Source organism: Streptomyces sp. NPDC059003 (genome assembly GCF_042740445.1).
Lineage (GTDB): Bacteria > Actinomycetota > Actinomycetes > Streptomycetales > Streptomycetaceae > Streptomyces.
The window spans coordinates 1-14,020 of record NZ_JBHYJH010000075.1; the positions used below are offsets into that span (position 1 = coordinate 1).

The 14,020-nt window shown below is 71.6% G+C and carries 9 protein-coding genes and 1 pseudogene; 7 read left to right on the top strand and 3 right to left on the bottom strand.

Features of this window, described 5'->3' with window-relative positions; all coding sequences use genetic code 11:
- Positions 1-230: 230 nt before the first annotated feature.
- On the bottom strand, positions 231-749 hold the full coding sequence (locus tag ACFWZ5_RS24660) for a hypothetical protein (RefSeq protein ID WP_384789479.1): 519 nt from the start codon (positions 747-749) through the stop codon (positions 231-233).
- A 531-nt stretch (positions 750-1,280) separates the two neighbouring features.
- Here ACFWZ5_RS24660 and ACFWZ5_RS24665 point away from each other — a divergent pair.
- From ACFWZ5_RS24665 to ACFWZ5_RS24685, 5 genes and pseudogenes are all read left to right on the top strand, one after another.
- A complete protein-coding gene (locus ACFWZ5_RS24665; RefSeq protein WP_384789476.1) occupies positions 1,281-2,459 on the top strand; it encodes a serine hydrolase domain-containing protein in 1,179 nt (392 codons plus the stop codon).
- Between the two features lie 80 nt (positions 2,460-2,539).
- The gene (locus ACFWZ5_RS24670; RefSeq protein WP_384789473.1) at positions 2,540-4,273 is read left to right on the top strand and encodes a serine/threonine-protein kinase; all 1,734 of its coding nucleotides are present in this window, start codon (positions 2,540-2,542) and stop codon (positions 4,271-4,273) included.
- A 66-nt stretch (positions 4,274-4,339) separates the two neighbouring features.
- Positions 4,340-5,990 (top strand): annotated as a pseudogene (locus ACFWZ5_RS24675) (serine/threonine-protein kinase).
- Between the two features lie 104 nt (positions 5,991-6,094).
- The gene (locus ACFWZ5_RS24680; RefSeq protein ID WP_384789470.1) at positions 6,095-7,711 is read left to right on the top strand and encodes a succinic semialdehyde dehydrogenase; all 1,617 of its coding nucleotides are present in this window, start codon (positions 6,095-6,097) and stop codon (positions 7,709-7,711) included.
- Between the two features lie 49 nt (positions 7,712-7,760).
- Positions 7,761-9,653, top strand: a complete 1,893-nt coding sequence (locus tag ACFWZ5_RS24685; RefSeq protein ID WP_384789467.1) for a GMC family oxidoreductase N-terminal domain-containing protein — start codon at positions 7,761-7,763, stop codon at positions 9,651-9,653.
- A gap of 89 nt (positions 9,654-9,742) precedes the next feature.
- Here the strand turns inward: ACFWZ5_RS24685 and ACFWZ5_RS24690 are convergent, their stop codons facing one another.
- Positions 9,743-10,936 (bottom strand): LAETG motif-containing sortase-dependent surface protein, encoded by a 1,194-nt coding sequence (locus ACFWZ5_RS24690; RefSeq protein ID WP_384789464.1) that lies wholly within the window; start codon positions 10,934-10,936, stop codon positions 9,743-9,745.
- Positions 10,937-11,252: 316 nt separating this feature from the next.
- On the opposite strand from ACFWZ5_RS24690, the gene ACFWZ5_RS24695 reads away from it, so the two are divergent.
- Positions 11,253-11,657, top strand: coding sequence for a hypothetical protein (locus ACFWZ5_RS24695; RefSeq protein ID WP_384789461.1), 405 nt, complete (start codon positions 11,253-11,255; stop codon positions 11,655-11,657).
- Positions 11,658-11,883: 226 nt separating this feature from the next.
- On the top strand, positions 11,884-12,759 hold the full coding sequence (locus ACFWZ5_RS24700) for a hypothetical protein (protein ID WP_384789459.1): 876 nt from the start codon (positions 11,884-11,886) through the stop codon (positions 12,757-12,759).
- A gap of 716 nt (positions 12,760-13,475) precedes the next feature.
- Here ACFWZ5_RS24700 and ACFWZ5_RS24705 read toward each other — a convergent pair.
- Positions 13,476-13,832: a chorismate mutase gene (locus tag ACFWZ5_RS24705; RefSeq protein ID WP_384789456.1), complete on the bottom strand. Its 357-nt coding sequence runs from the start codon at positions 13,830-13,832 to the stop codon at positions 13,476-13,478.
- Between the last annotated feature and the right edge of the window lie 188 nt (positions 13,833-14,020).

Sequence of the window (14,020 nt, forward strand, 5' to 3'; positions counted from 1 at the left end):
CCTGGTCGCGCTTGGGGTCGCGGGGACGCACCTCGACCACGGTGTCGGCGCGGTCACTCGCGCTGAAGCGGATGGCACCGGCCTCCACGCGGCCCGTGGCCACGATCGGTTCGGGAGTGTCGAAGGAAGGCATGGCGGTCTCGTCCCCTTGGGTCTTCGGTGCGTCCCCGCTGGTGGGACGTGGTGTGGATGCGGTGGTGCGGGTGACGTGGTGCGGGCGGGGAGTGCGGTCAGCGCACCCAGCCCGTCATGGCTTGTCCGACGGTCTGGGTCCTTCCTGTTGTCTGCGGCCTCGTCCCGCCGTTGACCGCGGCCGACACGGCGCGGACCAGCCAGGCGTTGACCGACAGGCCCTCGCGGCTCGCGGCCTCCTCGGCGCGGGCCTTGAGGTGGGCCGGAAGGCGCAGGTTGACGCGCGCGGTGCCGCCCTCGTCGCCGTCGGCGGGGAGCGGAGCCGTGAACGGTTCGACGGGCGCGGCGGGCTCCGCGGGTGCGCTGCCGTTGGTGGGCGGCGGTGTCACCACGAAGTCCGGGTCGAGCCCGCGCAGCCGTATGTCGACGGAGCCGGGGGCGAGCTCGCGGGTGATCTCGTCCATCGCGGCCGAGAGCACGTTCAGCATGGTCAGGCGGGTCGCCGACTCCAGGGGAGCGATGAGCCGCTCGACCATCTCGCGAGCGTCTTCCCCGCCGGCTTCAGCGGCCACCGCCAGTTCTCGGCGGAGAGTGTCGACGTACGGGGTGAGGTCCATGACGTCATCATGGCAGCACGATGGCGCCATGCGCAAGTCGGAATGGCACCTCCGGGGAGATGGGGCCGGGAGCACCCGCCCCACCTGCGGAAATGCGGAGGAGGTTGCCCGGGCCACGGTGGTGCCACACCTGTCCGGGCGCTTTTGGGGCCCGGAATGGCGCTGGACTGGCACGGGGCGCGGTCCGATGACACCGGATGGCGCCGGGTGACGCTGGATGACGCCAAGCGGCGCCACTCGGCGTCATGTGATGCCATGTGACGCCATCCGGGGCCGCGAGGCGGCACCGCTCCGCCTCGCGGCCCGCCGTCGGGCCGGTCCCGTTGAACGGGACATCGCGCTCTCTGCCGTTGTCCGCGCTTTTGCTGCCCAAACGCCCCACACGCGACACGGGTGACCTACGCTGCCGCCCACGGAGCGCACAAGTAGGCATATGGCCAAGTGCAGATGACTTCCGGAAACGACGGCTTCCGGGAGCGCTGACTCCTGGAAACGACGATGTCCAGAAACGGCGATGTCCAGAAACGGGGAATGACGATGCGGAAGAGCTCGAGAGCCGGCGTGGTCGGCCTGGCGGCGTGCGCGCTGGCGGCCACCGCCTTCACGGGGCCCGCCCAGGCGTCGCCGGGCACCGCCGCCGCGGCGGGCGACCACCGGGCGACGCAGCGCGCGATGGACGAGGCCGTGCGGGCCGGCGTCCCCGGCATCACCGCTCAGGTGCGGGACGCAAACGGAATATGGAAGTCCGCATCGGGCGTGGGCAACCTGAGGACGGGCGCGCCGCGCGGCAAGAACGACCGCTTCCGCGTCGGCAACATCACCAACACCTTCGTGGCGACCGTCCTCCTCCAGATGGAGGCGGAGAAGAAGCTCAGCCTCGACGACACCGTGGAGCAGCATCTGCCCGGCCTGGTGCGGGGCAACGGCAACGACGGCCGCGAGATCACCGTGCGGCAGCTCCTCAACCACACCAGCGGCCTGTTCGACTTCGCCGGGGACAAGGAGTTCGCCGCGACGTACTTCGAGGGCGACGGCTACCTCAAGCACCGCTACGACACCGTGTCGCCCGAGAAGCGCATCAAGGTGGCCCTCTCCCACGAGCCCGCGTTCAAGCCCGGCGCCATGCACACCTTCTCCAACACCAACGACGTCCTGGCCGCGCTGATCATCGAGAAGGTCGGCGGCAGGTCGTACGAGAAGGAGGTGCGCAAGCGCATCATCAAGCCCCTGAAGCTCAAGGCGACGTCCAACCCCGGCAACCGGACCCGCCTGCCCCGGCCGAGCGGCCGCGGCTACTCCAAGCTCTTCAAGGCGCAGCCCGACCGGATCGACGACGTCACCGAGGTGAACGGCTCGCAGGCCTGGGGCAACAGCGACATCATCTCCAGCGCGGGCGATCTGAACCGGTTCTACGGAGCCCTGCTGCGCGGCAAGCTGCTGCCGCCCAAGCAGCTGAAGGAGATGAAGACGACCGTCGACAACCCCTACTTCCCGGGCGCGTCCTACGGCCTCGGCATCGAGAAGTACACGCTGAGCTGCGGCACCACGCTCTGGTACCACGACGGCATCATGCCGGGCTGGACCACGTTCGTCGCCACCACGGAGGACGGCCACCAGCTCACGTTCAACTACAACAGCGACTGGGGCGCGGAGACCCTCTTCCCCGTCCTGAACGCCGAGTACTGCGGGGCCCCTTCCCGCGCACACTGAGGCGGGAGCGTGCATCACCCCGGTCACAACTGGGCACCCTGGCTGGAACCAGAGGTACCCCGCAGGGTACTCATGGGGGCATGAGTAACGACGGGGGAGCCTCGTACGGCCCGAACGAAACCACCAGCTACGGGCTGCAGCCGCCGCAGCCTCCGCAGCCGGACGGGGCGCAGTACCCCAACCCGTACGCCCAGCCGACGCAGGTCGTACCGAACCAGCAGACCCAGCCGCCGCAGCCCGCACCGGCCGCGCCGTCGGCGCAGCCCGCGCAGCCCGGGAGCGCCACGCAGCCCACGCAGGCCGAGCCAGGCTCGGGCCGGCTGATCGGCGGCCGCTACCGGCTGCTCTCCAAGCTCGGCCACGGCGGCATGGGCACGGTGTGGCGCGCCAAGGACGAGACGGTGGACCGCGAGGTCGCCGTCAAGGAGCCGCGCGTTCCGGACCACCTGCCCGAGCGGGAGCGCGCCAACGCCTTCGAGCGCATGCGCCGCGAGGCGCGCGCCGCGGCGCGCCTCGACCACCCGGCGGTCGTGAACGTCCACGACGTCGTCGTGGAGGACGGCCAGCCGTGGATCGTCATGGAGTTCGTGCAGGGCCGCTCGCTCGGCGCGGCCCTGCGCGAAGGCACGCTCGGCGCGCGCGAGGCGGCCCGCGTCGGCCTGGAGGTCCTCGGCGCCCTGGAGGCCGCGCACGCTGCGGGCATCCTGCACCGCGACGTGAAGCCGGACAACGTGATGCTCGGCCAGTACGACCGCGTCGTCCTCACCGACTTCGGCATCGCGCAGATCGAGGGCGAGACGAATCTGACGGACACCGGCGGCTTCGTCGGCTCGCCCGAGTTCATCGCCCCGGAGCGGGTGCTCGGGCAGCGGCCGGGCCCCGCCTCCGACCTGTGGTCGCTGGGTGTCGTCCTGTACGCGGCGACGGAGGGCGTCTCGCCGTTCCGGCGCAGCAACACGCCCGCGACGCTCCAGTCCGTCCTCAACGCCACGCCCGCCGCGCCCGCGTCGGCGCAGGGCCCGCTCGCGGACGCCATCAACGGCCTGCTGCACAAGGACCCGGGCCACCGCCCGAACGCCGCGCGGGTCCGCGCCCTCCTGGAGGAGGCCGTCAAGCCGCCCGAGCCCCCGCAGCTGCCGGCCACCCAGCTCGTCACGGTCGCGGGCGACGCGGCGCCGCGCGGCAAGGGCGTGTTCCTGAGCCGGAAGGCGCTGGCGGTCGTCGGGGGTGTGGTGGTCGCGGCGGTGGCGGCCGGGGTCCTGGTCGCCGTGAACCCCTTCGGCGGCTCGGACGACGAGGGCTGGACGACGCGCAAGGAGAAGGCGCTGGGGGCGTCGCTGCCCGTGCCTGACGGGTACCGCAGATTCGCCGACGACGGAAGCTCGGCCAAGGAGCACTGGGCCCAGTTCGACGACATGAGCGGTCGGCTCACCATCACCCTGGAGCTCAGCAAGAAGTCCGAGGACGACCTGAAGGCCATCGCGGCCACCTCGATGGCGGAGGCGTACGAGGACGCCAAGGAGCTGCAGGAGGGCAGGGACATCGGCACGTTCGGCCCCGACCAGCTGGCGGGGCGCGTGCAGACGTCGGAGAGCGAGTACAAGGGGCGTCAGTCCGCCGAGAACGTCATCCCGTACACGGTCAAGGACGGCGAGCTCGAGTACCCGCGCGAGGCACGGATCTTCTACTACCGGACCGAGTCCGGGGACATGTACAAGCTGAGGATCAGCTATCCGCTCAAGAGTGACTTCACCGAGCGCGGCCGCGAGGTGGCGAAGAAGACCATCGACGGCCTGAAGGTCGACAAGCCCTGACCGGTCCGCGTCACAGGAGGATCACCCGGCTGGCACTCGAACGCCCGCGCACGGTACTCATGACCCATGACGACTGACGGGGGGACGGGCGGCGACGGCAAGGCCGGAGGGCGCCTGATCGGGGGCCGCTACCGGCTCGCCGAGCGCATCGGCTCCGGCGGCATGGGGCACCGTGTGGCGCGCCGTCGACGAACTGGTGGGCGACCGGGAGGTCGCGGTCAAGGAGCCGCGGCTTCCCGGGGATCCGCACGACGAGGCCGCCCAGCGCGCCTACGCCCGGCTCCGGCGCGAGGCGCGGGCGGCGGCGCGGGTCGACCACCCGGCGGCCGTCGCCGTCCACGACGTGGTCGTCGAGGACGGACTGCCGTGGATCGTCATGGAGCTGATCCGCGGCGAGTCCCTGCACGAGGTCCTCAAGCGCGGCGCCCTGCCGCCCGCCGAGGCCGCCCGCGTCGGCCTCGCACTCGTCGGCGCGCTCGCGGCCGCGCACGCCAAGGGCATCGTGCACCGCGACGTGAAGCCCGCGAACGTGCTGCTCGGGCCGCACGGCCGGGTCGTGCTCACGGACTTCGGCATCGCGCGCATCCAGGGCGAGGAGGCGCTCACGGTCAGCGGCGAGTTCGTCGGCTCCCTCGAATTCATCGCGCCGGAGCGCATGTCGGGCACCGGCACGGCGGGCCCCGCGGCCGACCTGTGGTCCCTGGGCGTACTCCTCTACGCGGCCGTGGAGGGCTGGTCCCCCTTCCGGCGTACGACACTTGAGTCCACCCTCGCCGCGGTGCTCGCGGCGGAGCCCCCCGAGCCGAAACAGGCCGGCGAACTCGCCCCCCTGATCGCCCGGTTGCTGTCCCGCGATCCCGAACTCAGGCCGGGCGCGAAGGAGGTAGCGGAGGCGCTGGCAGCGGCGGCGGGCAAAGCCCGTCCGGCGCTTGAGGACGAGCGCGCAGCGCGGAAAGAAGGGGGTCCTAGGGGGCGGAGCCCCCTAGATTCGGGAAGGGGCGGGCTAGGGGGCGCCGCCGCCGCGCCCCGCCGCCGCACCCCCGCCCTGATCGCTGCGGCCCTGGTAGGCGCACTCCTGGTCGGCGGCGGCGTATGGCTCGGCACGTCACTGGGGCGCGACGACCCGATGACGTACGAGGACAGTGAGGTGGCGACCGGCGAGGAGAGCGTCATCTCTCCGGAGGAAGCGCTGCCCGACGACCCCAAGTCCGTGTCCCGGGACGCTGGTTGGACGGTCCGCAAGGAGCCGAAGCTGGTCGCGGAGCTGTCGGTGCCGAAGGGCTACAAGGCGTACGCGCGCGAGGACAGCGACGCCGACCACGCGCGGACGGCGACCCGTTTGGTCGAGTACAGCGAGGAGGAGAACAGCCCTGTGTACGTGCGGCTCACCAAGTCGGAGGGCGGCTCGACACCGGCCATGACCTGGGCGCGGCAGGCGGCGCGGACCTGGCACGACACCGACGGCAAGGCCCGGACGAACTACACGAAGACGTCCTTCCACGGCTATGACGCGGCGCTCGCCGACACCACGTACAACGACGGCGCCCCGATCCGCTGCATGCAACTCATGATCGTGACCGACGACCTGGAGTTCTACGAGCTCCGCGTGGACATGCCGAAGGGCACGCCGGACGAGCGGAAGGGCACCGCGCTCTTCAAGGGCGTACGCGACCGACTCAAGGTCGGCACGGACCTGACCGGCCAAAGAATGCCCTGATCAGGCGCTTTGCTGCCAGCGATCGCTGGCGCCATGTGCGTGCCTGGTGAAACCTCGTTACCCATGGGTACCCAAAGCGTCCGCTCAGGCATACGCTCACCGTCATGACGGACTCGCAGGCCCCCGCGGCGCCCCTCGGCACGAACCCGATCGCTCCTGCTCCCGGTGGCGCGCGCACCGCCGCCGACGTGGTCACGCCCGACCTCGTCGCCCGGCTCACCCGCGGGGTGATCGGCTCCGGCCGGACCGCCAACCACACGCCGTTCACCGGCGAGAAGCTGGCCGACCTGCCCGAGTCCACGCCCGAGGACGTCGCCACCGCCTTCGAGCGGGCCCGCACCGCGCAGATAGCCTGGGCGCGCACCCCCGTGCGGCAGCGCGCGGCCGTGCTGCTTCGCTTCCACGACCTGCTGCTCCAGCGGCAGGCGGAGGCGCTCGACCTGATCCAGCTGGAGACCGGCAAGGCGCGGCTGCACGCGCACGAGGAGATCCAGGCCGTCGCCGTCGCGGCCCGCCACTACGGCCGCCGCGCCGCCGCGTATCTGAACCCCAAGCGGCACACGGGAGTCGTACCGACCCTCACGAAGGTCACCGAACTGCGCCAACCGCGCGGCGTCGTCGGCCAGATCGCCCCCTGGAACTACCCGCTCGAACTGTCCATCGGCGACGCCCTGCCCGCCCTCGTCGCGGGCAACGCCCTGGTGATGAAGCCCGACACGGAGACCGCCCTGACGGCCCTGTGGGCCCGGGACCTGATCATCGAGGCGGGCCTGCCGTCGGAGGCCTTCCAGGTCGTGCTCGGCGACGGGCCGGTCGTCGGCCCCGAGATCGTCAAGGGCGCCGACTACGTCTCGTTCACCGGCTCCACGCGCACCGGCCGCGAGGTCGCCACGGGCGCGGCGGCACGGCTCGTCGGCGTCTCCCTCGAACTCGGCGGCAAGAACGCCATGCTGGTGCTGCACGACGCCGACGTGGAGAAGGCCGCCGCGGGCGCCGTGCGCGCCTGCTTCTCGTCCGCGGGTCAACTGTGCATCTCCATCGAGCGGTTGTACGTCCACGAGTCGATCGCGGACGCGTTCGTCGAGCGGTTCGCGGCGCGGACGAAGGCCATGCGGCTCGGCCGCTCGCTCGCGTACGGCGCCGAGATGGGCTCCCTCGTCGGCGAGCGGCAGCTGGAGACGACCCGGCGGCACGTCGACGAGGCCGTCGCCAAGGGCGCCACGCTCGTCGCGGGCGGCAGGGCCCGGCCCGACATCGGCCCGTACTTCTACGAGCCGACCATCCTCGACGGCGTCGAGGCCCCGATGGCCGTGTGCACGGAGGAGACCTTCGGCCCCGTCGTCTCCGTCTACCGCTTCACCGACGAGAACGAGGCGGTGGAGCTCGCCAACGCCACCTCGTACGGCCTGAACTCCTCGGTCTGGACGAAGGACGGCAAGCGTGGCCGCGCCGTCGCCGCCCGCCTGCGCACCGGCACCGTCAACGTCAACGAGGGCTTCGCGCCCGCCTACGGCAGCGTGCAGTCGCCGATGGGCGGCATGAAGGACTCCGGCCTCGGCCGCCGCCACGGCTCCGAGGGCATCCTCAAGTACACCGAGGCCCAGACCGTGGCCCACCAGCGCCTCATCCCGCTGGCACCGTCCTTCGGCATGGACGACGAGAAGTACGCGGCGCTCATGACGACGAGCCTGAAGCTGATGAAGGCGCTGCGCCTGCGCTGAGCGCCCGGCTACAGACGGCCCGCGGATCAACTCGCACAGAGGAGACCCAATGTCACAGGAGAGCTCTGTCCGGAGCGAGGACAGGGAGGAAAACGCGGGGTACGACTACGACGTCATCGTCGTAGGATCCGGCTTCGGCGGTTCCGTATCGGCGTTGCGACTCACGGAGAAGGGCTACCGCGTCGGCGTGCTCGAAGCGGGCCGCCGCTTCACGCGCGCCACACTGCCCAAGAACTCCTGGGACATCAAGAACTACCTCTGGGCGCCCGCACTCGGCCTGTACGGCATCCAACGGATTCATCTGCTCGGCAACGTGATGGTTCTGGCGGGCGCGGGCGTGGGCGGCGGATCGCTGAACTACGCGAACACGCTCTACGTACCGCCTGCGGCGTTCTTCAACGATCCGCAGTGGAAGGACATCACGGACTGGCAGGACGAGCTGCGTCCGTACTACGAGCAGGCCGAGCGCATGCTCGGTGTGCGGCTCAATCCAACAACGACCCCTTCCGACGTGCACCTCAAGGCGGCCGCGCAGGCCATGGGAGTGGGCGACAGCTTCCACATGGCGCCGGTCGGCGTCTTCTTCGGCGACGGGCGGGACGCCGCTGGTGATTCAACGGCCGGTCCCGGCACGGAAGTTCCCGATCCGTACTTCGGCGGCGCGGGCCCCGCCCGCAGGGCCTGCACCGAGTGCGGCGAGTGCATGACGGGCTGCCGCCACGGCGCGAAGAACACCCTCACCGAGAACTACCTCTACCTCGCCGAGAAGGCCGGGGCGGTCATCCACCCGATGACGTCCGTGGTCGCCCTCACCGAGGACTCGCGGGGCGGCTACGCGGTCGGGACGCTGCCCACCGACGACAAGCGCAAGGGCCGGGGCCGCACGTTCCGGGCCCGCCACGTCGTCCTCGCCGCCGGCACGTACGGCACCCAGACCCTGCTGCACCGCATGAAGGACAGCGGTCTGCTGCCGCGCGTCTCGGCCCGGCTCGGCGAGCTGACCCGCACCAACTCCGAGGCCCTGGTGGGCGCCCAGACCACCGACCGCCGCTACCGCAAGCGCCACGGCAGGACCGGCGGGGACCGCGCCGACTTCACCAAGGGCGTGGCCATCACGTCGTCCATCCACCCGAACGACACCACCCACATCGAGCCCGTCCGCTACGGCAAGAAGTCCAACGCGATGGGCGGACTGACCCTCCTCCAGGTCCCGTACACCGCCAAGGGCGGCAAGGCGCGCGTCGTCGGCTGGCTCGCCAACTCCGCGCGCCACCCGGTGCTCACCCTGCGTTCCCTGTCCAACCGCCGCTGGTCGGAGCGGACCATCATCGGCCTGGTCATGCAGACCCTCGACAACTCGCTGACCACGTACCGCAAGCAGAAGGGCCTCGGCAAGGGCCTGCTCACCGCGCGCCAGGGCCACGGCGCCCCCAACCCGGACCAGATCCCCGAGGCCACCCGCGCCGCGAGCCTCATCGCACAGGAGATCAACGGCTTCCCCGGCTCGAACGTCGGCGAGCTCATGGGCACCCCGCTGACCGCGCACTTCCTGGGCGGCTGCCCCATCGGGGACTCGGCGGCCACGGGCGTCATCGACCCGTACCACCGCCTGTACGGGCACCCCGGCATCTCCGTCGTCGACGGCTCCGCGGTCTCCGCGAACCTGGGCGTGAACCCGTCCCTGACGATCACCGCGCAGGCCGAGCGCGCCATGTCGTTCTGGCCGAACAAGGGCGGCGCGGACCCGCGGCCCGCGCCGGGCGCCGCGTACGTGCGCGTCGCGGCGGTCGAGCCGAAGTCGCCGACGGTCCCGGCGGACGCGTTCGGCGCGCTCCGGCTCCCGCTCCTGGGCGTACCGGTGGTGCCGCCGAAGAAGCCGGCGTCGGATTCGGAGACAGATTCGGCGTCGGATGCGCAGTCGGCGTCGGAGTCGACGCAGTAGATACGGGGTAGGCGCACGGCGTACGCGAAAGGACCTGCACCCCCCTCCGAGTGCAGGTCCTTCGCGGCTTTCGGCGCGCGGAGCGCGCGTTACGCGGCGGCGTCCGAGCCGCTCCGGCGGCGCACCACGAACACGGCGCCCGCGCCCACCGCCACGGCGATGCCGCCGACGATGCCGATGGTCGGCAGCATGGAGCTGGAGCCGGTCTCGGCGAGGCTGCCGGTCGGCGGGACCTCGGTGACCCTCTTCTTGAACTGCTTGACGTGGGCCACCGGCTTGATGCCGCCCTGCGGCCTGGGCTTGGGCCTGCCCGGCACCGGCACGGCCTCGCCCGGGTAGTCGATGCCGCTGCCGCGCTTCACGACGTCGAACTCGTAGAACGAGAAGGAGCTGTGCGTGCAGTCCTGCTCCGCGTCGACGTAGCCGCCGAGGCCGAGCGCGTAGCCCGGGCCCGCCGGGGCCTTGCCGCTGATCTTCAGGCGCAGCTGGAGCTCGACCTGCTCCTGCGGTCCGAGCGTGGTCTTGCCGAAGTACAGGCCGCCCTCGACCTCGTTCAGGATCGACTTCCAGCCCTTGGCCCCGGGGTCGTAGAACTGGATCTGCGCGTAGGTGCTCAGCCAGTCCTTCTCGTGCTCGCTGTCGGAGAAGTTGTCCACGGCCGCGAGCCACTTGACCTCGCCGAGGTCCTCGTCGCTCGGGTTCGCCGCGGTCAGCTTGAACTCGTGCCAGCCGCTGCCCGCGGTGATCTTGCCGGGCAGGCCGGAGAGTTCCAGCTCCAGCTTGCTGTCGACGTCCTCGCCGGAGTCGTCGTCGACCGGGCACTCGGTGGGCTCGTCGGTCGGCTCTTCCTCACCCGGCTTGCCGGGCTTGTCGCCAGGCTTGTCACCGGGCTCTTCACCAGGCTTCTCGCCCGGCTTGTCACCGGTGCCGTCCCCCGGCTTGTCACCGGGCTTGTCGCCCGGCTTGTCACCCGTGCCGCCGCCGGGCTTGTCGCCGGGCTGCTCACCGGTGCCGTCCCCGGGCTTCTCCTCCTCGCCGGGGCCGCCGGGCCGGGTCGCGGGGTCCTCGCCCGGCTTCTCACCCGGGTTCTCCGGGTCCGGCGTCGTCGTGCCCGGTGTCGTCGTGCCCGGCTTCGTCGTGTCGTCGGGCGCCGGGCTCTCGCTCGTGGCCGCGCCCGGGGTCGTGGTGTCCCCGGTCGCGAAGGCGGCCGGAGCCGACATCAGCGCGAGCGGGGCGATGGCAGCCGTCGCGGCCGCGGTGGCCAGAGCACGGCGAAGCTTCATGAAGACCTCAGTGAGTCCGGCGCACCACGCTTCAGCGCGCGGTACGAAGCTGGAGGCCCCCGCGCGGGCGCGCGGAAGTGACCGTAGTTACGCAAGGATGACCCGTGTTTCCTGTGAATGGTTGCACTCGAACTCACGGAAAATTTATGTGGTTTGGGTCACATACTTGGAGAACCTGAGGAGGCTCGGCTTGTGCGGCCGCCCCGGGGTGTCGTAGAACTTCCCCCGTTTGCAAGCGAGATGACGCCCGGCGCGGCGGTGGGAGTGGACGCGGGGCCGGGAGCCGAGCGGAATCGAGAGTGGGGGCACAGTGTCCGTGCAGTCGCCGCGTGAGCCCGACGACGAGGCGCCCATACCCGACGAGGTGTGGCGGAGGTTCGCCGAGGACAGCGAGCGGGACATCCGCGCGTCCGCGCCGAAGGAGCCGTCCGCGCGGGCGCGCATGGTGGCCGAGCGCCTTCGCCGCCTGGACGAGGAAGCGGCGCGCAAGGAGGCCGAGGGCACCATCGGGCGCAAGCGCCGTCGGCGCAAGGAGGAGTCCGCGGCGCCCTGGCGGCCCGACGACTGGCGGTCGGCGCCCGAGGGCCCGCGGCGCGGGGGCGGGCGGCGCGGCGAGCGGTCCGAGCGGTGGCGCCAGGTGCGCAGCGTGGTGATCGTGGCGGGCTGCATGATCCTGGCGATCGCCCTCCTGAGCCCGTACCGGTTCTGGCCCTGGCAGTAGGGCCGGGCGGCCCACGCGCGCCTGTCGGCGCCTGCCCGTGTGCCCGCCCTGCGTACCCGCCTGTGTGCCCGCCTGCGTGTTTGCCGGTCCGTTGCCTTCGCGGTGGAACCGCGGGCGGCGATCTTCAGTCGTAGAAGGGGTGCGGGTGACTCCGCAGGTACGGGTAGTACGGGCAAGGCGTGCGCGTCGCGCGGGACGGGCGCGCGCAGGGTGAAAGTGGGGGAACGTGAAGTCAGCTGTGTCGCGTGTCGTGGTGGCCGCATCGGTCGTGGCCACCTTGGGCCTGACCGCCGCGTGTGGCGGGGGCGACGGCGGCGGTGACGGCGGTTCCGGTCGCGACGGCCGTGACGGCGGCAAGTCGTCGACGTCGCAGGCGAAGCCGAAGGGGCCGGGTGGCGACGCGGGCGCGGGCACGGGTGCGGGTGGCGCGGGTGCTGGCGGAGGCGCCGACGAGGACTCGCCCGCCGCCCGGAAGCTGGCGGCCTCGGCCCTGACGAAGGGCGACCTCGACCGCTACGACGTGCACCGCAAGGAGATCACGAAGGGCGAGGCCGTGTCGGCCGGCGCCCCGACGAAGCCGTCCGCCTGCCGTCCGCTCTGGGACATGCTGGCCGCCGCGACCCCGCCGAACGCGAAGGCCCACGTCGGCCGCACGGTCACGGGCAAGGGCACCACGAACACCTCGGCCACGGACGTCCAGCTCTTCACGTACGGCGGCGCCGACGACGCCAAGAAGGCGCTGCGGGACCTGCGTGCGGCGGCGAAGTCGAAGCCGTGCGGTTCCTTCCGCTCCCCCGGCCTGCACTTCAGCGGTGTCGCCACGCTCCCCGCGCCGGACCGGGGCGACGAGGCGGTCGCGTACAAACTGGGCATGCGGGAGGGGGAGTTCCTGCAGCGGAACACCGTCACCGTCGTGCGCAAGGGCGCGACCCTCGTCTCCTTCGCCGCGTCGAACCAGTACGACCCCGAGAGCGTGGCGAGCGACAAGCGGAGCCGCGAGGAGAGCGAGGGCGGTCCCGACATCGCCGGTCCGGACAAGGCGGACGACGAGCCGAGGATCCCGTCGGCCGTCCTTGACGTGCAGCTCAAGAAGGTGAAGTGACGTAGCCGCCGAGCGCACAGAGCGAAGGGCCCCGCGGGACGGATCCGCGGGGCCCTTGGCCGTCAGCACCGACGTCAGGGCAGCGTCGATGCTTCAGGGCGGCGCCGGGGGAGTACGCCGCTGGTTTCTCCGCGCCGGTGGTCCATCCGGCGCGCCGGGGGAGCGCGACTGGTTTAGACCAATGGCAATGGTGCTCCGGAAAGCGGCTCCTGCCGCTGTCCTCTAGGCATCGTGGGGGATGGCCGCTTCCCCGCGCAACCGTTTCGACTACATCCAAATGTGCTGGGACGAAACATCTGGGCGAACATGCGGCGAAGACAAGGCGAAGGGATGGCGGAAAATCGGCGAAGGGCCTGCTGGAGAGCCGACGAAGGGCCTGATGGGAGATCGCTGGGAGATCGCTGAAGGATCTTGAGGGGCTGCCGAGGGGATCGGCAAAGGTCTAGGCCGGTCGACCCCGGGCGTCCCCGGAGCCGACCGTTCCCTGGGTGACCGGGCTGCTGTCCCCTGCCGTCCGGTCACGTCTCTGGGGCGAGGTCCCACGGCGTACGCACGACCCGTACGCCTCATCGCCCCAGCGGAGCCACGCGTGGTTCTTTCGGGCCCGCCCCTGGCTGGCACGGACACCGGGACCAACGAAGCCCGTCCGGACCCGGTCACGCGCCGTACGGGTGAGAGCCGATCCGAACTCAGGTCCGTGGCGCAGCGGTTCCCGGTCAGATGCGGCCGCGGCACAGTTCGAGCAGCGTCATCGCGAGCGCGGTGCCGGGCTTGCCGAGCGCGTCCCTGTAGTGGCCGAGGACCTCCATCTCGCGCGAGAGGTTCACGCGCCGCCCGCCCGAGCCGATGCGGGCCTCCTGGATGACGGCCGAGACGGCCATCCGTTCCTGGACGAGCCCGATGATCCGGTCGTCGAGTGCGTCGATCCGCTCACGGGCACCGCCGATCAGCTCGGCGGCCTCGGTGGTGCGGGCACCGGTCCGCTCGGCGGCGGTCTGCGGCGTTCCGGCCTGCGACTGCGTGCTGGCCTGCGGCTGCGTGGTGGTCCTGGACTGCGTCGTGCTGGCGGTCATGGGCGGGGCTCCTCGCTGGAATCGGGTGGCGGCGGTGCCCCGGGGCGACGGGTCCGGGAACGACAGAGCGCCCCGGGCCTTTCGGCCCGGGGCGCCTGGAAGTCGCTTGTCAGGAGATCAAGCAGCTCGACCATGGCAGCCGGCGGGCCGGGTGCCATAGGTAAAGAGGAAGCCGAGGTGCTTGTTCA